The following is a 19,091-nucleotide window of genomic DNA, read 5'->3' as shown; positions in this document are numbered from 1 at the left end:
TTATTCTTTATCTAGCTTACCTACTAAAGATAATTCAAAATTTCCACCCATGTATTTAAAATGCGGGCGAACGCTTAGTCCAATTTTATACCAGCCAGGTTCACCTGGTATACTATCTACTTTTACTTGCGCTCCTCTAAAAGGTCTTCTACTTCTAACTTCCGCAGGTGGATTTTCTTGATCTGAAATGTACTGTCTAACCCATTCATTTAAGCCATTTTCTATATCGCTTCTTTCTTTCCAACTTCCTATTTCTTCTCTTTGTAATACTTTTAAATAATGCGCTAATCTTGAAATCAAAAAGACATAAGGCAATTGAGTACCTAAGCGGTAGTTTGTTTCAGCTTCTTTTCCTTCAGGTGTATTTGGAAAAATTTTAGGTTTTAGAGCAGAATTCGCTGAGAAAAATGCAGCATTATTGGTATCTCTTCTTAAGGTTAAGGTTATAAATCCGTTCTCTGCAAGCTCATACTCTCTTCTATCTGTAATGAGTACCTCAGTAGGAATTTTTGCTTTTAAATTTCCAAAATTTTCATAAAAATACGTAGGAAGATCTTTTACGCTTCCACCGCTTTTTGGTCCAATGATACTACCACACCATCTATACTTCGCAAAACTTTCTGTAAGTCTTGTTGCAAAGGCATATGCTGAATTTCCCCATAAAAGGTGGTTGTGAGAAGCGTGTACGTTTTCTTTATAATTAAAGCTTTTTATAGGATTTTCTTCACTATCGTAAGGAGATCTTGTCAAAAATCTTGTAACCATTAATCCAGTGTATTTTGAGTCTTCATTTTCTCTAAAAGTTCTCCACCTTGTATATTGTGGACCTTCAAGAAGACTTTGTAGGTCTTGAATATTAGCTAGTTCTGAGTAATTTTCTAAACCAAAGAATTTAGGTCCTAAAGAAGTTAAAAATGGCGAGTGACTCATGGCTGCTATACTTGACATTTTATTTAAAAATGTCATATCCGGACTTGCAGTGCTTAGTTGATAGTCGCCAATTATTGCACCTACAGGCTCTCCTCCGAATTGACCATATTCTGAAGAATAAATATTTTTATAAACTACGCTTTGAGTAATATCTGGGTTATTTTCAAAATCCTCCAAAACTTCTTCTTTTGTAATATCGAAAAGATTGATTTTTATATTTTCATTAAAATCAGTTCTTTCAACTAAAAAGAAAAGTCCTCTCCAAGTTGATTCTAGTTTTTGAAAATCTTCATTATGTAAAATTTCATCCATTTGTTTTGATAATAAATCATCAATATGAGCGATCATTTCATCAAGTGCAAATTTATTGATTTTATCTTCTACATTATCACTTTCAACTATCGCGGAAATAAATTCAGCCACTCCTCTTTTTGCTATGCTATAACTTTCATCATTTCTAGCATATTTACTTTTTTCCATAATACTTTCAATAATCGGAGTATCAATTACTTTATCTTTTGACATATTATGTTCCTTCTATTCTTCGTTATTTTCTTTTTTAATTTCTAAAAGCAACTGTTCTTTGGTTTTTTCATTTTTTAGAGCTTCTAAGACAGCTTTTCTAAAATTCGGGATATTTCCCATAGGTCCCTTTAATGCCATTAAGGCTTCTCTAAGGCGTATTAGTTTATTTAGTTCTGGAACTTGTTGTGCTATGCTGTCAGGTGAAAAATCTTTCATACTGGATATTTTAAGGTTAACATCTAACTCTTCAGCTCCTCCTCCTAGAGTATTTTTGACATTAAATTGAGTTTTGATGTTTAGTTTTTGCATGACCTGGTTAAAATTTATTTTGTTGATAGAGACAATTTCTCTATCTTCTAAATTTTGCTCATTTTTTCCTGTAAGATTAGCCATTACCATGAGTTTTAATGGTAGCTCTATTTCCGCGTTTTGTCCATTTGTTTTTGCTTTGTAGGTTATATTTATGCGTTCTTTTGGTGCACTTGATCCATCAGACATTTTTATTCCTTTTCTGAATTAAAAATTTATTTTTTAAATTATACATAAAATTAAATAAAGAATAACTAAGTTTATGTTTTTTTGTTGATTTTGTTTTTTGCGTGATTATATTCATCGCTTAGATAGTCTTTTAATAAAGTTTTTTCCATTAATTCGATTAGTTGTGAATGTATAATTTTTGCGTTGTTTTTCATGTTATTGGTTTCAAAAACTTCCGCCATAGCTATTAGGGAATTTATATTGCAAAATAAAGAATTATTGTAATTTTCATTGTTGATGTCAATGAGCATTTGTTCTATTTTTTGTTTTTTATTTTTGTTGGGTGTAGTGATATTTTTTTTGCTGACATCTTGATTTTGTTTTACAAAATAGTTAAAGGTATCTTCTTTGCACATCAATTCACCGTTATCAAACCTTAATTTAGTTATATCATTAAATTTGAGAATAAAATTACTAGTTAATAGAACTAAAATTTTCAATGGTTGTTCTTTTTCGTGATGTTGTAAAAATTCACAAAATATTTTAAATCCTTCTATCCAAAAAGGATTAAGCGAAAGATTGTTGATAAAGCATTTTATTTGTTCTAATTCATTTGTAGTTTTATCAAGTAACATTTTTATTAAATTTTTATCAGGATATCTTACTTTTGTAATAAAATCTGAGTGCGGTGGAAGAGTTTTTAATCTTCCCCAGGCTGCCTCTGCAAATAATGAATAAGCACTAGTGTTTTCAATGTCGTTTTTTAGTAATTCGATTGCTAGGTTGTTTAGTAAACTTCTATATTCTCTATCATTAAGGTTGGATATCTTTGTATTTTTTATATCGATATTTATTTGTGTTACTGGAGATTTAAGAGGTGGTTGCTTGGCTTGAGTTATTTCTTCTTTGAAGTTAAGATTAGCGAAACTACAATTTAAAGTTTCGTGCAACTTTTTAAAATATTCGTTTAAGTTTTTAGCTGTGGCATATGAACATTTTGGTGAAGTTTTGTTAAAATCACCAATGAAATTTTCGATAATTTGTTTATATTTTCTTTTTTGATTTAATAATGTCGCGGATAATTTGCTAATGTTTTCAGGTTTTTCTCGGAATAATTTTTCTGTAAAAATTATTATTTCTAAAAATACTTTAAAACATTCTTCATTGTTTAATGCAAAACATGATAAAGAAAAATAAGCAAAAATTTTCATATCCATTGAGTTGTTTTGTAGGATATCTAATGAATATTCATACACTTTATCCCATTGTATTTTTTCATGATTTAGTGTTTTATATTTTGACATTTCCTCTTCAAGTAAATGGAAGATTTCTAAGTTGTCTAAATTTTCTTCATAATGATCGCAAAAAATCATTTTATCTCCTAAGCGCTATTGAAAGTTTTTTTTATTATAATAAAAAAAAGAAAAATTATAATAGTTATTTAATTAAGTATTATTGATACTTTCAAAAAAGGATAAAAATGAGACAAAAATTAATTATATTGTTTATTGGAATGTTTTTAAGTGCTTGTTCTAGTGTTGTTAGTGTAAAAATTGATAATGTAAAAAATTCTAATTTAAACAACAGAAATGATGATGTTCCTTTGACTGTTATTGTATATCAGTTAAAAAATATAAATAAATTTATCAAGGCTAGTGATTTAGAGTTAATCACTAGAGAAGATGCTGTACTTGGAAAAGATAAAATTGATTCAATTAGATTGCAGATTGCGCCTAGAGACAATGTGATAGCATTTAAAGTTGTAGATGAAGAGGTGCCATATATTGGTATTTTGGTTTTGTTTGCAAATAAAACCAAAAAAATAACAAAAATTTGGGCAAAAACAGATGATGCTAATGGGTTTGGAACCAAAAAAACACTAAAATTTGAAATAACAAAAAATGGTATTAGGAATATTTAATCTAAGGAAGTTGCAATGGCGGATAAATTAAAAGTAGCTTGGTTTAATGGGCTTAATATCGATAAAATTCACTTTGAACAACAGGAGCGATATTTTGAACGAAATATTAATCTTAAAACAATTTCAATCTTTAACAACTTGCATGGGATAATTGATTTAGAATTTTCCAATGAAATGCTAATGCAAGGAAAAATAGCACTCAAAAGAATTTCAGGAATTGCTAAAGATGGTAGCATTTTTAATGCTCCAGAGCAAGACGATCTTCCAGAGCCTTTAGAAATAAATTATGATTCTTTGGCAAATTCTATTATTGTTGTAAAAATTCCTATGGGGTTGTCTTCTATAGCGGATATTTCTTTACACAACAACATACCTAATTCAAAATATATTAGCTTAAGAAGTGTTGTGGCTTCAAGGATATATGATGATAGCACTAATGATGCTTTAAAGCATATTGATTTAGAAGATGAATTTGAAGATAATAATGTTACCTTTTCACAAGAAAAAATGAATATTACCTTGGCAAGTTTAAGACTGAAGTTGGGATTTTTAGGTAGTAAAACTCCAGATGAGTTTGAAATTCCAATAGCAAAAATAAAAAGTATTGATTTAAATAAAAAAATAGACTTGGATGAAAATTTTATACCTACTTGTTTAGATCTAAGCAAATCTTCATATATTAGGTCGTTTTTAGAGGAGATTTCTCATTCTATTAAACAGCATAAAGAGGTGCTTTCTGAAGTTTTTAAAGGTATAGATCAAACTAAAAATACATTAGATTTTAGTACTTATTTGTCGCTTAATCTTTTGAAAAAGTGGCATTTGATTTTTTCATATATAATCAATAAGGATAAAATACATCCTGAAGTTTTATATGAAAAACTAATTGATTTTCAAGGTGATCTAAATGCTTTTTGTACTGAAAATTCTTTTACTGATTTTATAGCATACAATCATGATAATTTAACCAATACATTTTTACCGCTTACTAATCAGCTTAGAATTTTGTTTGCAAAAATAACTTCTCCAAAATATACTATGGCTCAGGTGATTGACAATGGCAATGGGTTTTATGATTTGTTGTTTGATAACCCTACGATTATCGAAGAGGCTGAATTATTTTTAGCTGTTAATGCAGATGTAAACCATGAGTATTTATTGTATAATTTTAAAACCCAAAGTAAAATTTACACGCAAAGTAGAATAAAAAACATAGTAGCAACACAATTACGAGGAATTAACATAGAGCAAATTTCTAACATTCCTTCTTCTATACCATATTTAAATGGCTATATTTATTATAAGATAGACAAGAAAGATGAAATATTTCAACACTTTAAAAATGAGAGTGTTATTAGCTTATACTTGACAACAAATATTAAAAATCCTGATATAAAAATGTGGGCTGTATTTTAAGGAGTATTATGCAAAAAGAAGTGCAATTTAAAGAAAAATCTTTACTATTAGAAAGTGATTTGAAGGGTTTAGAGATTAACAAGGTTGTTGATAATTGCTTGGAAATTCTTTTGCTTGTTTATAGATTATCTAAGGTTCATTCTTTAGATGCTGTTTATATAGAAAATCTTAAAGAAAAGCTTGTAAATGAAATTTTGGTTTGGAGTTCAAAGTTAAGTACTTTTAAAGAATATAATGAAAAAGATATTATAAAATTAAGATATTGTTTATGTGTATTTATAGATGAAAGCTTAATGAAAAATGATTTATTTATTAATAGCTCGTGGGCAAATCATACCTTAACGGTTAGATTGTTTGATGAGACTTTAGGTGGCGATAATTTTTACGATATAGCGCTTTCTTGGTTATCTAATCCATCTAAAAACAAAGATTTTCTAGAATTTATATACGTGTGTTTGATTTTGGGATATAAGGGAAAGTATTCTCATGAAAAGGATGTCGAAGAAAAAATTATTTATCTTTGTAATAATATAGCATCAGCGTTAACTCCGCTTATAAATTTAACAGATAAAACAGCTTTTGAAAAAGCTTATAGCGGTGCAAATAAGGAGAATTTTTGGCAATATTTTCAACGCAGATTTATGAAATTTGCGTTAGTTATTATGCCTATAGGGTGTATTTTGATTTTTTTTATTTTTGCTATTTTTGATTTGCAAACTCACAATACCAAAATAGACTCTAACGTTAGTAGTTTGATTGAAAATATAAAAAAGTTATAAGATTATATTTTTTCGATCATTTCTTTATTCCATCCTTTAGGAAGGTTTTTCATATTAGGATAATATGGTCTTAAAAGTTCAAAGAAAACTTCTTCGTGGTATCTACTTATTTGAAAATAGTATTTGCCTAGGGTAGAGGGACTTAGTATGCATTTTTTTATGGAGCTTTTATCATAGCAAATAATATTGGGTGAATCCAAACTAGAAGCCAAATTTAGCTCATCATAATATGATCCGTTGTATTTATTAATCTCAAAAAACCCATTGTAATTAAAATTATAATCAAAATAATCCACAAAATAATTACCTCGTTTTTCAAATCCCATATTAAATAGTTCTTTTTCATATTTTTTGCTTAATTCATCATTTAATTTATTGTAATGTATTTTTGTATCATCTATATAAGCTGCAGGATTAAAAAGAGAATTGATTTCATTTTGAAGCATACCCTGTGAAAGTTTCAATATAAACCCGCCTAAGCTAAAAACAAAATAATCATAAAAATACTCATCATCAAAAGTAATCAAATAATCTTTGTTTTTTCTATCTTGTCTAGCTAAATAATCCAACATAACAAGCAATAAGGAATTTTTCTTAATTAAGCGATCGTTTTTAAAACCTTCTACTTGTCTTTGGGTAATTATTTCTAGGCTACCTAATTCTTCATAAAGTTCATCATCAAATGCATAAGGTTTTATACCATTATCTTTATAAATTTGTTCTATATAATCTTGAATTATTTTTACATTTTCACTATGAATTTCATTTACATAAGATAAGATTTGTTCTTGGTTTAGTACGGTTGTATTTTTTTCTATTTTACATTGATATTCTAGGTTTTTTGGGCTTGTTATACGGTAGCTTTGTCCTTCTGTTGTAGAGGTGATTTTGGGTTCGACATAGTCACCATTTTTTTCAGCTATCCATAGAGGATTTTTGATTTTTATAATCTCTTCTTCTAAATTTTCAATACTTGTAGGTATGTATTCTGGGATAAGTTTATTGCCTTTTTTGTTAAAAATGATTTTACCTAAATAAATACCAAATTTGGGATTGTAAAATTCATCAAGTTTGTTATCCAACAAGTATTCAATAAACCAATCTTGTTTTTCACTAGGACATATATTGTTAAAACATTTTATATTGGTATTTATACCTAGATAAAGTGCTTGTGAATTTTTTCTGGTTTGTAAAAAATGTTTATATTTTTTTTTATTTGGTAATGGCCCTATGTTGTTATTCATTGTATTATCCCTGTTTTTTCTCTAAATTTTCCAGCAATAATCTTAGTATCTCTTTCACTTGGTTGTATAAAATACAAAGGAGAAGCTGTTAAATCCTTTTTTTTGCCTTTTGTAATTACAATCTTTTTTCTGCTTTCATAGTAAGTTTTATTTATAAAACATTTATGTGTTCCATGTTCAGCACTATCAAAAGGCAAACATTTTTTACTATAGGCATTAAAAATATTATAATGATTCCATTGTATATATAATTCCATTGTATTTAAAAAAAGCAACCTTTCTAAGCTATTATTGGGGTTGATGTTTATGCGACAAATATAAAAATGTCTAAATTCATGTATGATAGTATCAATGAAATCAATATAATGTGCTCTTGTGTTTAAACTCAAAATATTAGTTGTAAAATCATAATCTCCAGAATTTCCTTTATTAGGATTATTTGTAATTATAGGTAGATCTTTTTCGTTTATATTTAATCTTTTGGCAAAGTTTTTTAAAAAATCTTTTATAATTTCTATATCAACATCTTCATTTTGGATGTTTTTTTCAAAGGTAAGTCTATAAATAGGATTTTGATTGTAAATTTCTGAAGCAGTTATATAAAATTTCTCTCTTTCTTTTAAGTATTCATCTCCATCTTTTACACTTTTTATAAATTTTTCATTTGCCAAATCAAACCTATAATAAATATAAGCGATTTTTCCGGCAAGTTGAGGGTAAGTTTTAAAAAAAATATTGTTATCTATTTTATTATTTTTTTTTAATCTATTGCAGGCTATTAAAAACTCTATAGCTTTTGATACGCTAAAAATGCAGTTTGTATAAATAATGTCTTTTGTTGAATTGTTTTCGTTTGCATTCTTAATACTTTCTCTCAATACCCCCTCTCTTACACTATCATCATCTCCAACTCCAACTCTAAAGCTCATATCTATAATGATATAATGATCTTCTAAATTAGGTATAGTTTTTTCACTGCTATAAGCAAATACAACTATATAATATTTATAATCTTGCATATCTTCTTTAGGCTCATTGCTTCTATTTATAGGTAAGCAAAAAGATAAAACATTATCTTCATAGCTTTCATTATAAATCAAATCATCATTTTCAAATAACACTTTAAGGTTTTTTTCATCAACATAGCCGTTACAATCATGCAATAATAAATTTAATTTTTCTTTGCTTTCACATTCTACAAAAGCCCATTTTAGCTTTTCATCGCTTTCTTTTTCTAGTTGTAAGCTTATATAAGTCCCCGGTGCGAATGAGGTATTTGGGTTTATATTATCACTTGCAAATACAATTTTATTGTTTGGTTTTTGAGGATATTGAACTTCTAATTCGCAAAGCAATTCTTCTTCATTTACAACATAACCTAAATACTTTAGTAAGTTTTCAAACAATACCCCATTAAGTATTCCTATACTGCCATTGCTACCAAATTCTCCCTTTTCATTAATGTTATAAAGATACAAATCCCCCTTACTTATACTTTCTTTATTCTTGCTTTTTTCTTTTTCATCATTTGGATTTGAAATTTCTATTTCTTTAAAACTTTTAGAGCATTCTTTATCTGTGTATAATCTAACACAATACTTTCCCCAAGTCTTGCCTATGCTAAAAGGATAATCTTTTAAAAAATCAGGTTGTTTGTTGTAATGAATCTCATTGATTTTAAAATAATACTTTCCTTCAGGTAAGCTTCCAAATTTATCTTTAATACTTTCATCATCATAGTAAAAATATGCTTTTTTCTTAGTAGTTTTATCTTTTATATCTTGATAAAAACTAAAAGCAATTTGTTTATTTGACGGTTTTAAATTATCAGCTTTAGCTACTCCACTTCTTGCCATATAAGAAGCTATTAAATCTTTTCCTTTAAAATGATATAAATAAAAACCATCATATTTAAAATAATCTTTATTTTTAAATCTAAGTATAAGTCCTATTTTATGATTGGTATAATTATTAAATATTCTTTTGCTATCTTGTAAGGGTTTGGCTAAATAAGCTTTGTTATCTTCTAATCTAACTTTAAAACTATAACAATTACTGAAGTCTTTTTCTCTATCAAATCTTATCTTGCCTTCTTTATTAGTTTTTAACTTTAATACGCTTTGCTTGATTAGTTTTTCATGATCATACCCTTTTATACTAATGCTAGCATTATCAATAGCCTTGCCATGTTCATCTTGTATGATAAGGCTGATGTAATTTGAAGTGGCAGTGTTGTTTATAATGCTAGTGTTATTGTGGGTTAAATTTAGATCTTGATGGTTTAAATCATCATAAGCATAGTGCTTGCTTATCTTTTTAGGTTCTAATTTTATATTTAAACTATTTTTAGCTAAAACATAGTTCTTAATCTTACAATGATAATAATCATAAGTAATGTTTAAATCTTTGAAAGCATATAAATTATTCTCATCATATTTAAGATAATAATTTATTTTTTCATCATTGAAAGAAAAAATTTCATCTTCCTTTGCGCCTAAAAGAAGTTTTTCATAAAAAAATACTCTTGTTTTTAGTTTATTAAAATCTAGATTATAGTTTTGTTCTAATAAAGCTATATCTATTAATGACTCATCTTTAACAAATATATCACAATTGTTCTCATAAAGATGTAAAAGATTTGACATAGATGAAGCATTGTCAAAAAATATAAGCTTTTTATTTTTATCTTTGTTTTCTAAGATGAAGTGGCTTAGGTTTTTAAGGTGATAAGATACAATCTTAAAATCTTCTTTTGTATCACTTTCTTGATTTAAGTTTTTATTTATTTCTTTATTTTCGTTTTTATTGATTGTTTTATCTTTGTTATTTAATTCTTCATTGATAGTAAAAGAACTCATATAAGTTTGATAAGCATGTTCTAAATCTTTAAAACCAAGTCTTTTAAATTCATCAATACTTTTATAAAGTTCTTTTCTTGTATTTAAGTAAGTATCATTTAGTTTGTTTTTATGAGAGATAAAGATAGTATAAAAGCTAGAGTTAAATTCTAATTCTTTTATTGTGTTTTCATCAAATAAAGCTTGCTTATCTTTATCATATAAAACATAATCTTCACAAAAATATAAAGCTTTTAATAGATAGGGTTTTGAATCGATGTTGATGTTGTTGATATCTTGCAAGTTTAAAGTCTTTAGTAGGTATTGTTTATTAGCAATAATACTTAAGCTTTGATTGGAATTTAAAAAAGTATTTTTTTCTTGTTTTAATTGAAAGCTTAGCTTTTCATTTAAAGACTTAAATAAAGAATTAAAAATTTCATTTTTTATTTTATTGTCTTCTTTATAAAGTTTTAAATCCAATTGATATTTTTGTTCTTCTTGTTCAATGATTTTTTCTTGTTCTTTTAAATCTTGTATGTTTTTTAAATATTCTTCGTCTATAAAATTGTAAGTTGTAGAAGCTATACTTGTTTTAGTTATAAGTTCTTTTTTCTTTGCTAGGGCAAGTTTGTATTGTTTTGAATAGCTAGGGTAGGGGCGTGGAGTGAAGAGGGAGAAACCAAGGACTTCGTATATATTGTTGAATATTTCATCTATATTTTTATCATTTTTATAATATTGTCCATTGCCTAGATGGATAGTTTGTGGAAAATATTGTATTTTTGGATTTAAAAAATTTATTATTATTTCTTTAGCTTTTTGTGATATATAGTAACTCAGCTCCTCCCCTTTAGTGAATATCACAAAGGCACCAAATGCTACCAAAGGTGCTGAATCTGGACATAATATACCAACCAAACTCACAATTCCAGCTGCAATTGCAGTCGCAGAAATACCAACTGTATAAACAATAGTTTCAACCCCTTCAGCTATAGCTTTAATAACTACCGACCTTTCGCCATTAAGGACATATTCTAAAGAATAATCCATAATTTTTAAAGTGTTTTCTGTTGGTTTGGTTATTATTCTTATTTTTCTTGCTATTGGTTCTAAAGTAGGATATTGCTTGGAGTAGGAATTTACGGTGTTTTTTAATCTATCTACAGTATCCCGCAAATATTGAGTTTTATCTTGTATGTCTTCTATATCTTGTCTATTAAAATTTGCTATCCAATCTGGTATTATATCTTTTTTAGCAAGCACAGCATTTTCTATACCTTGTCTATCTTCAGGACTTAAATTATTTTCCGCATGCATTTAATCTTCCTTTAGCAAAATTTATGAAATAATTAAGTTTTTTTGTTACATATATTGTTTCGTATAATTCTTGATCTTGAAATTTTAAATCTGCATCATGAAATAAATTCATTTTTTTATAAGAATTAATCATATTTTCTAATAACTGTTCTTTTTGAGGTATAGAACACATAAGATTTATATCTAAAGTAAAACCAAAAAACAAGATATTATAAGTCATAAAATTAATTTCAAACATTATTTTACCTGGATTATACTTAGATGGTAATTTTTCAATTTCACTCATAAAGACAAGAAACTCATCCACAACATTTAAATAATTATTAATTTCTTTTAAATCAGTGCTATTGGAAATAAAATAAAAATAATTAAGATTATTTTGCATTTGCAAACCAAATAATACATCCTTATTTTTAAGAGCTACCAAATAAGCATTGTCTAAACCTAAAATTTGCATAAATTTAAAATCTTTTTTAAAATTATGCATATAATTTAATAATTCTTTTTGATTAAGTTTTAATTCTTGATTTAAGTTTTGTTCTACAAAAACTTTTTTAAATTCTTCTTCGTTGCTCTTAAATAGTTTGTATATATCTTTAGCATTTTGATATTCTTTTTCATGATTATACTTATCCCAAAAGATAAGCTCTAAAGGGCGATAAGCTAAGCTTATAAAAATAATCAAAGCTATAAGTAAACCACAAGGTATATAAAATCTTTTAAGTTTATAAAAAGGTTTTTTCATTTATATTCCTTGATGTTTTAAAAATAGTTTTTGTGTCTTTTTCTGTTTCGTTTAAGGTTTTATTTTGAGTGTTAAGTTCTATCTCATTCATTTGTGCATTCTTTTAGTTTAGATTGTATGGATTTAAGTTTATTAGTTTGTTTTTGACCGAGTTTGAGTTTCTTAAAATTATAGATTGCCTTTTCTAATTGCATTTTTAAATGACTATCAGTGTGTATTTTTAATTCTTTATTTAAAAACAATAAAACTTTGTCAGTAGCAATGTTAATTTGACTCATACCATTTAAAATTGTTATAGTTTTAGGGGTATTTAAATCACAAATATAATCTTGTAAAAATTCACTCAAATACATACTAGTAAATCCACTATTATAGCCAATTAGGTCGCTAACATACGTTCCGATTCTAACTACATCAAAGCTATCAAACTTATGAATATTTTTTTGCAAAAAATCCTCTTCTAAACGAGTATTTAGAAAAAATAAAAAATCTTCAAAAACTTTAAATCTTTCCTTATCAAATAAAAAATAAGTTTTATGATTTGTGATATTTCTTTCATTGTATAAAAGATAAAGTATAATATCAGTATTTGAATTTGTTGTAACATGCCCAGCTTGTCTCATAAGCTCAACATCTTCATCTGTGGGATAGTAAGAGGTTAAAATTCTTATATCTTCAATACTAGCTTGTATCATCTTAAGATTTTTAATAATCATTTGTGTAACTTTTTCTTGATTATAGTTTTCTTTGCTTAAATTCTTAGCATATTCTAATTCTTCCTTGCCTTCGTTTTCACTCCATTTGATTAAAGCACTAAGATTTTCTCTTGCTTTATTTTCATTAGCTTCTTTAAATTGTAAAGCTTCTTGGATCAATTCATAAATACCAATAGCTAGGATAAAAGCTAATATAATAAAAATTCTTTTTGATATTTTAAGCAATTTTTTTACCTTTAAAGTTAGTATTATTTATTGTAGCATTATTAGATACAATCTTAAAATCTTCTTTTATATCATCTATAATGATATTGCTTTGTTTTATTTTTAAAGAAGTTTCATTGTTAAAATTTGTGTTTTTTATTATAGTATCTATACTTTCTTTTGTATTGTTTTCTTGATTTGAATTTAAAGAAAGTTCTTTGAAATTTATACTTTCTTTTATATTACTTTTTTGATTTAAGTTTTTATTTATTTCTTTATTTTCGTTTTTATTGATTGTTTTATCTTTGCTATTTAATTCTTCATTGATAGTAAAAGAACTCATATAAGTTTGATAAGCATGTTCTAAATCTTTAAAACCAAGTCTTTTAAATTCATCAATACTTTTATAAAGTTCTTTTCTTGCATTTAAATAAGTATCATTTAGTTTGTTTTTATGAGAGATAAAGATAGTATAAAAGCTAGAGTTAAATTCTAATTCTTTTATTGTGTTTTCATCAAATAAAGCTTGCTTATCTTTATCATATAAAACATAATCTTCACAAAAATATAAAGCTTTTAATAGATAGGGTTTTGAATCGATGTTGATGTTGTTGATATCTTGCAAGTTTAAAGTCTTTAGTAGGTATTGTTTATTAGCAATAATACTTAAGCTTTGATTGGAATTTAAAAAAGTATTTTTTTCTTGTTTTAATTGAAAGCTTAGCTTTTCATTTAAAGACTTAAATAAAGAATTAAAAATTTCATTTTTTATTTTATTGTCTTCTTTATAAAGTTTTAAATCCAATTGATATTTTTGTTCTTCTTGTTCAATGATTTTTTCTTGTTCTTTTAAATCTTGTATGTTTTTTAAATATTCTTCGTCTATAAAATTGTAAGTTGTAGAAGCTATACTTGTTTTAGTTATAAGTTCTTTTTTCTTTGCTAGGGCAAGTTTGTATTGTTTTGAATAGCTAGGGTAGGGGCGTGGAGTGAAGAGGGAGAAAGGATTGATTAGTTTTTGAAAAAAATCATTTGGATGATCAATACATTGACCATTAGGTGTTATAGAATTACTAGGGCATACAACAGGAGGTTTAATTTTATCTCCGATTTTATTAAGCAAATCTTGAGTATTTATTAGTAGTTTTTTTGTTAATTCTTTAATGTTTTCAGAAAAATAGTAAGATATAACACTTCCTCCAGCAAAAATAATTATACCAAAAATAATTTTTCCTCTAGACAAGATAAGTGCTATTTCTTTAGAAATATCTAAGCCTTTTTTTAAAACAAAATCTTGTATAACTTCTTCTCCTAGTTTTACTAAAACTTTAGTTATGTCACCATTGTTAATATACTCTAAGGTATATTCAGTAATTTTTAGTTTGTTATCCACTTTCTCTGTAATAACTTGAACTTTTTGAATATAAGGTTGTAGGGTTTCTTTAGTGGGAGAGTTGGGGGAAAGGTTGAAGCCACTGCTAAAAAAATCGAAAGTATTACTTGCTTTTCCTATTCCTTCTCTACCACTTTCTATAACCTCTTGTCCTTCTCTTAGAGCTTCTTTTATATTTTCTTCAATATTAATAGTGGTATTGTTTTCATTATGAACACTAGTATTAATTTCATTTGCATTCATCTAAGGCCTTTTGGATTTTGTTTATTGTATCTTCTATAAAAGGTAATATATCCTTACGATAATTCCTAAAATTTTCTTTTAATGTCTTGTCGAAAAGTTTTGAGCCATCAGGATCTAAATTATTAAATATATTATAGTTTTCTTTCATGTTTTGAAATATGAAATTTGTATCCTTAGAAGAACACAATTGATTGTTATGAAATAAAAGAAGACCTCGAATTGTTATTTTTGGATAGATTGCCATAGTTTTATACCAAGCTCCCTTATCCAAATAGCCTATACTATCTAAATAATCATAAAATTCTTCATAGTGTTTTATAAAATTAAGTTTTTCTTTAAAAATTTGTTTTTCTAAATCTTTAGTAGAGGCTCTTAAGTTTAGGTATTTTTGTTTTTCATTTGAGTTTAAATCGCTTATGAAATTAAGATAATTAAAATAAGTATGTTCTTTGCCATGTAGAAAAATGAAAAGACCAATATAGCTTTTAAGAGAAATTTCAAAGTACCTATCCTCAAATCCAAAGAATTTAGCCACCTTAAAATCAAAAATAGCCTTTTGCATTTTTGCATTTAAATCTTTAAAGTCTTCTAGTTTGGGTTGATAATCATCTACAATTTTAATCATATCTTTAGGACTTGGATTTAAAGTCATTTTTTCAAAATTTCTAAATTCTTGTTCTTTTTTAGGAAAATGATACATTCCCCAATAAATCGTATATAAAGGAGAGTGAAGTAATTTTGCAAGTACAGCAAGTATTATGATCAATATAATGCAAAGTATATAAAATCTTTTAAGTTTATAAAAAGGTTTTTTCATTTATATTCCTTGATGTTTTAAAAATAGTTTTTGTGTCTTTTTCTGTTTCGTTTAAGGTTTTATTTTGAGTGTTAAGTTCTATCTCATTCATTTGTGCATTCTTTTAGTTTAGATTGTATGGATTTAAGTTTATTAGTTTGTTTTTGACCGAGTTTGAGTTTCTTAAAATTATAGATTGCCTTTTCTAATTGCATTTTTAAATGACTATCAGTGTGTATTTTTAATTCTTTATTTAAAAACAATAAAACTTTGTCAGTAGCAATGTTAATTTGACTCATACCATTTAAAATTGTTATAGTTTTAGGGGTATTTAAATCACAAATATAATCTTGTAAAAATTCACTCAAATACATACTAGTAAATCCACTATTATAGCCAATTAGGTCGCTAACATACGTTCCGATTCTAACTACATCAAAGCTATCAAACTTATGAATATTTTTTTGCAAAAAATCCTCTTCTAAACGAGTATTTAGAAAAAATAAAAAATCTTCAAAAACTTTAAATCTTTCCTTATCAAATAAAAAATAAGTTTTATGATTTGTGATATTTCTTTCATTGTATAAAAGATAAAGTATAATATCAGTATTTGAATTTGTTGTAACATGCCCAGCTTGTCTCATAAGCTCAACATCTTCATCTGTGGGATAGTAAGAGGTTAAAATTCTTATATCTTCAATACTAGCTTGTATCATCTTAAGATTTTTAATAATCATTTGTGTAACTTTTTCTTGATTATAGTTTTCTTTGCTTAAATTCTTAGCATATTCTAATTCTTCCTTGCCTTCGTTTTCACTCCATTTGATTAAAGCACTAAGATTTTCTCTTGCTTTATTTTCATTAGCTTCTTTAAATTGTAAAGCTTCTTGGATCAATTCATAAATACCAATAGCTAGGATAAAAGCTAATATAATAAAAATTCTTTTTGATATTTTAAGCAATTTTTTTACCTTTAAAGTTAGTATTATTTATTGTAGCATTATTAGATACAATCTTAAAATCTTCTTTTATATCATCTATAATGATATTGCTTTGTTTTATTTTTAAAGAAGTTTCATTGTTAAAATTTGTGTTTTTTATTATAGTATCTATACTTTCTTTTGTATTGTTTTCTTGATTTGAATTTAAAGAAAGTTCTTTGAAATTTATACTTTCTTTTATATTACTTTTTTGATTTAAGTTTTTATTTATTTCTTTATTTTCGTTTTTATTGATTGTTTTATCTTTGCTATTTAATTCTTCATTGATAGTAAAAGAACTCATATAAGTTTGATAAGCATGTTCTAAATCTTTAAAACCAAGTCTTTTAAATTCATCAATACTTTTATAAAGTTCTTTTCTTGCATTTAAATAAGTATCATTTAGTTTGTTTTTATGAGAGATAAAGATAGTATAAAAGCTAGAGTTAAATTCTAATTCTTTTATTGTGTTTTCATCAAATAAAGCTTGCTTATCTTTATCATATAAAACATAATCTTCACAAAAATATAAAGCTTTTAATAGATAGGGTTTTGAATCGATGTTGATGTTGTTGATATCTTGCAAGTTTAAAGTCTTTAGTAGGTATTGTTTATTAGCAATAATACTTAAGCTTTGATTGGAATTTAAAAAAGTATTTTTTTCTTGTTTTAATTGAAAGCTTAGCTTTTCATTTAAAGACTTAAATAAAGAATTAAAAATTTCATTTTTTATTTTATTGTCTTCTTTATAAAGTTTTAAATCCAATTGATATTTTTGTTCTTCTTGTTCAATGATTTTTTCTTGTTCTTTTAAATCTTGTATGTTTTTTAAATATTCTTCGTCTATAAAATTGTAAGTTGTAGAAGCTATACTTGTTTTAGTTATAAGTTCTTTTTTCTTTGCTAGGGCAAGTTTGTATTGTTTTGAATAGTTAGGGTAGGGGCGTGGAGTGAAGAGGGAAAAAGGATTGATTAGTTTTTGAAAAAAATCATTTGGATGATCAATGCATTGACCATTAGGTGTTATAGAATTATTAGGGCATACAACAGGAGGTTTAATTTTATCTTCGATTTTATTAAGCAAATCTTGAGTGTTTATTAGCAGTTTTTTTGTTAATTCTTTAATGTTTTCAGAAAAATAGTAAGATATAACACTTCCTCCAGCAAAAATAATTATACCAAAAATAATTTTTCCTCTAGACAAGATAAGTGCTATTTCTTTAGAAATATCTAAGCCTTTTTTTAAAACAAAATCTTGTATAACTTCTTCTCCTAGTTTTACTAAAACTTTAGTTATATCACCATTGTTAATATACTCTAAGGTATATTCAGTAATTTTTAGTTTGTTGTCCACTTTCTCTGTAATAACTTGAACTTTTTGAATATAAGGTTGTAGGGTTTCTTTAGTGGGAGAGTTGGGGGAGAAAGATATTGTTTTGTCGGATATATTTACACTATTATTAAACAATCCATTGACTTCTCTACTATTCTCTACAATTTCTTGTCCTTCTCTTAAGGCTTCTTTTATACTTTCTTTAATGTTAATAGTAGTATTGTTTTCATTATTAACACTAGTATTATTTTCATTTGCATTCATCTAAGGCCTTTTGGGTTGTATTTATCCATTGTCTTTGTTGAATTGAAAATTCTTTATGTAGATATTTCCAATTTTCCTCTGTTAATCCATCGGGAAGTTTTGTTGAAATATTTAAATCTAAATTATTAAATACTTTATAACTTATTTTCATTTTTTCAAACATTAGGTTTCTATCTATAAAAAAACATATTTCAGAATTTAAATTTAGAAAAAAACCATATAACAAAATTTTAATCATATTTGCCAAACCTTTATACCAAGAACCCTTATCCAAATAGCCTATACTATCTAAATAATCATAAAATTCTTCATAGTGCTTTATAAATTTAAGTTTTTCTTCAAAAATTTGTTTTTCTAAATCTTTAGTAGAGGCTCTTAAGTTTAGGTATTTTTGTTTTTCATTTGAGTTTAAATTGCTTATGAAATTAAGATAATTAAAATAGGTTTGCTCTTTTCTTATCACTGAAAGAAATACTCTAGCATAATTTTGAAGAGAAGCTTGGTAATACCTATCCTCAAATCCAAAAAATTTAGCCACCTTAAAATCAAAAATAGCCTTTTGCATTTTTGCATTTAAATCTTTAAAGTCTTCTAGTTTAGGCTGATAATCATCTACAATTTTAATCATATCTTTAGGACTTGGATTTAAAGTCATTTTTTCAAAAATTCTAAATTCTTGTTCTTTTTTAGGAAAATGATACATTCCCCAATAAATCGTATATAAAGGAGAATAAAGTAATTTTGCAAGCACAGCAAGTATTACGATCAATATAATGCAAAGTATATAAAATCTTTTAAGTTTATAAAAAGGTTTTTTCATTTATATTCCTTAATGTTTTAAAATAGCTTATAAAATTTTCTATAAAAATAATAATGATAATTTTTATGTTATTTATTGTATTGCTAATATTTGGCATTCTAAAATCTTTAAAATATAGTATTTATTTTCAAATAAAATTTAACTATAT

Annotated in this window: 15 protein-coding genes; 3 read left to right on the top strand and 12 right to left on the bottom strand. The window is 25.9% G+C overall.

The window, feature by feature from the left end; genetic code table 11:
• The 3 genes from tssC to CSUB8523_RS05780 all read right to left on the bottom strand — a co-directional run bounded on the left by tssC (position 1) and on the right by CSUB8523_RS05780 (position 3,305).
• Positions 1 to 1,455, bottom strand: a complete 1,455-nt coding sequence (gene tssC / locus CSUB8523_RS05790; RefSeq protein WP_043019882.1) for a type VI secretion system contractile sheath large subunit — start codon at positions 1,453 to 1,455, stop codon at positions 1 to 3.
• A 12-nt stretch (positions 1,456 to 1,467) separates the two neighbouring features.
• Positions 1,468 to 1,953, bottom strand: coding sequence for a type VI secretion system contractile sheath small subunit (tssB, locus tag CSUB8523_RS05785; RefSeq protein WP_039664036.1), 486 nt, complete (start codon positions 1,951 to 1,953; stop codon positions 1,468 to 1,470).
• Positions 1,954 to 2,024: 71 nt separating this feature from the next.
• Positions 2,025 to 3,305: a TssA family type VI secretion system protein gene (locus CSUB8523_RS05780; protein WP_043019881.1), complete on the bottom strand. Its 1,281-nt coding sequence runs from the start codon at positions 3,303 to 3,305 to the stop codon at positions 2,025 to 2,027.
• Positions 3,306 to 3,412: 107 nt separating this feature from the next.
• On the opposite strand from CSUB8523_RS05780, the gene tssJ reads away from it, so the two are divergent.
• Genes tssJ through icmH form a run of 3 tightly spaced genes read left to right on the top strand, consistent with a single transcriptional unit; the run spans position 3,413 to position 6,048 of the window.
• Positions 3,413 to 3,853 (top strand): type VI secretion system lipoprotein TssJ, encoded by a 441-nt coding sequence (gene tssJ, locus CSUB8523_RS05775; protein ID WP_039664032.1) that lies wholly within the window; start codon positions 3,413 to 3,415, stop codon positions 3,851 to 3,853.
• 15 nt (positions 3,854 to 3,868) lie between these two features.
• Positions 3,869 to 5,269, top strand: a complete 1,401-nt coding sequence (tssK, locus tag CSUB8523_RS05770; RefSeq protein ID WP_039664030.1) for a type VI secretion system baseplate subunit TssK — start codon at positions 3,869 to 3,871, stop codon at positions 5,267 to 5,269.
• A gap of 8 nt (positions 5,270 to 5,277) precedes the next feature.
• On the top strand, positions 5,278 to 6,048 hold the full coding sequence (gene icmH / locus CSUB8523_RS05765; RefSeq protein WP_039664028.1) for a type IVB secretion system protein IcmH/DotU: 771 nt from the start codon (positions 5,278 to 5,280) through the stop codon (positions 6,046 to 6,048).
• A gap of 2 nt (positions 6,049 to 6,050) precedes the next feature.
• Here icmH and CSUB8523_RS05760 read toward each other — a convergent pair whose 3' ends face one another.
• The 9 genes from CSUB8523_RS05760 to CSUB8523_RS09805 form a co-directional block, all read right to left on the bottom strand.
• Positions 6,051 to 7,292 (bottom strand): hypothetical protein, encoded by a 1,242-nt coding sequence (locus tag CSUB8523_RS05760; protein ID WP_043019880.1) that lies wholly within the window; start codon positions 7,290 to 7,292, stop codon positions 6,051 to 6,053.
• Positions 7,289 to 11,449, bottom strand: coding sequence for a hypothetical protein (locus CSUB8523_RS10475; RefSeq protein WP_235362547.1), 4,161 nt, complete (start codon positions 11,447 to 11,449; stop codon positions 7,289 to 7,291). The genes CSUB8523_RS05760 and CSUB8523_RS10475 overlap by 4 nt, the downstream gene beginning before the upstream one ends.
• Complete coding sequence (locus CSUB8523_RS05745; protein WP_043019879.1) at positions 11,433 to 12,194, bottom strand: hypothetical protein; 762 nt, start codon at positions 12,192 to 12,194, stop codon at positions 11,433 to 11,435. The genes CSUB8523_RS10475 and CSUB8523_RS05745 overlap by 17 nt, the downstream gene beginning before the upstream one ends.
• An 83-nt stretch (positions 12,195 to 12,277) precedes the next feature.
• Complete coding sequence (locus CSUB8523_RS05740; protein WP_039664022.1) at positions 12,278 to 13,135, bottom strand: hypothetical protein; 858 nt, start codon at positions 13,133 to 13,135, stop codon at positions 12,278 to 12,280.
• Positions 13,128 to 14,750 carry a hypothetical protein gene (locus CSUB8523_RS10300; RefSeq protein WP_167333036.1) on the bottom strand — a complete coding sequence of 541 codons (1,623 nt, stop codon included), beginning with the start codon at positions 14,748 to 14,750 and terminating at the stop codon, positions 13,128 to 13,130. Before CSUB8523_RS10300 ends, CSUB8523_RS05740 begins: the two co-directional genes overlap by 8 nt.
• Positions 14,737 to 15,567, bottom strand: coding sequence for a hypothetical protein (locus tag CSUB8523_RS10295; protein WP_043019878.1), 831 nt, complete (start codon positions 15,565 to 15,567; stop codon positions 14,737 to 14,739). Before CSUB8523_RS10295 ends, CSUB8523_RS10300 begins: the two co-directional genes overlap by 14 nt.
• A gap of 83 nt (positions 15,568 to 15,650) precedes the next feature.
• Positions 15,651 to 16,508 (bottom strand): hypothetical protein, encoded by an 858-nt coding sequence (locus CSUB8523_RS05725; protein ID WP_039664022.1) that lies wholly within the window; start codon positions 16,506 to 16,508, stop codon positions 15,651 to 15,653.
• Positions 16,501 to 18,123 carry a hypothetical protein gene (locus CSUB8523_RS10290; protein ID WP_167333035.1) on the bottom strand — a complete coding sequence of 541 codons (1,623 nt, stop codon included), beginning with the start codon at positions 18,121 to 18,123 and terminating at the stop codon, positions 16,501 to 16,503. Before CSUB8523_RS10290 ends, CSUB8523_RS05725 begins: the two co-directional genes overlap by 8 nt.
• On the bottom strand, positions 18,110 to 18,943 hold the full coding sequence (locus CSUB8523_RS09805) for a hypothetical protein (protein WP_052243679.1): 834 nt from the start codon (positions 18,941 to 18,943) through the stop codon (positions 18,110 to 18,112). Before CSUB8523_RS09805 ends, CSUB8523_RS10290 begins: the two co-directional genes overlap by 14 nt.
• Positions 18,944 to 19,091: the final 148 nt, after the last annotated feature.

The sequence above is a fragment of the Campylobacter subantarcticus LMG 24377 genome (genome assembly GCF_000816305.1).
GTDB lineage: Bacteria > Campylobacterota > Campylobacteria > Campylobacterales > Campylobacteraceae > Campylobacter_D > Campylobacter_D subantarcticus.
This window is presented reverse-complemented; position numbering and strand designations above follow the sequence as displayed.

Bases quoted from the DNA above. Each gene is read 5' to 3' on its own strand.
- CSUB8523_RS10295 (WP_043019878.1), bottom strand. From the start codon at position 15,567: ATGAAAAAACCTTTTTATAAACTTAAAAGATTTTATATACTTTGCATT.
- CSUB8523_RS05745 (WP_043019879.1), bottom strand. From the start codon at position 12,194: ATGAAAAAACCTTTTTATAAACTTAAAAGATTTTATATACCTTGTGGT.
- CSUB8523_RS05780 (WP_043019881.1), bottom strand. From the start codon at position 3,305: ATGATTTTTTGCGATCATTATGAAGAAAATTTAGACAACTTAGAAATC.
- tssK (WP_039664030.1), top strand. From the start codon at position 3,869: ATGGCGGATAAATTAAAAGTAGCTTGGTTTAATGGGCTTAATATCGAT.
- CSUB8523_RS05760 (WP_043019880.1), bottom strand. From the start codon at position 7,292: ATGAATAACAACATAGGGCCATTACCAAATAAAAAAAAATATAAACAT.
- tssC (WP_043019882.1), bottom strand. From the start codon at position 1,455: ATGTCAAAAGATAAAGTAATTGATACTCCGATTATTGAAAGTATTATG.
- CSUB8523_RS09805 (WP_052243679.1), bottom strand. From the start codon at position 18,943: ATGAAAAAACCTTTTTATAAACTTAAAAGATTTTATATACTTTGCATT.
- tssJ (WP_039664032.1), top strand. From the start codon at position 3,413: ATGAGACAAAAATTAATTATATTGTTTATTGGAATGTTTTTAAGTGCT.
- CSUB8523_RS10290 (WP_167333035.1), bottom strand. From the start codon at position 18,123: ATGAATGCAAATGAAAATAATACTAGTGTTAATAATGAAAACAATACT.
- icmH (WP_039664028.1), top strand. From the start codon at position 5,278: ATGCAAAAAGAAGTGCAATTTAAAGAAAAATCTTTACTATTAGAAAGT.
- CSUB8523_RS10475 (WP_235362547.1), bottom strand. From the start codon at position 11,449: ATGCATGCGGAAAATAATTTAAGTCCTGAAGATAGACAAGGTATAGAA.
- tssB (WP_039664036.1), bottom strand. From the start codon at position 1,953: ATGTCTGATGGATCAAGTGCACCAAAAGAACGCATAAATATAACCTAC.
- CSUB8523_RS10300 (WP_167333036.1), bottom strand. From the start codon at position 14,750: ATGAATGCAAATGAAATTAATACTAGTGTTCATAATGAAAACAATACC.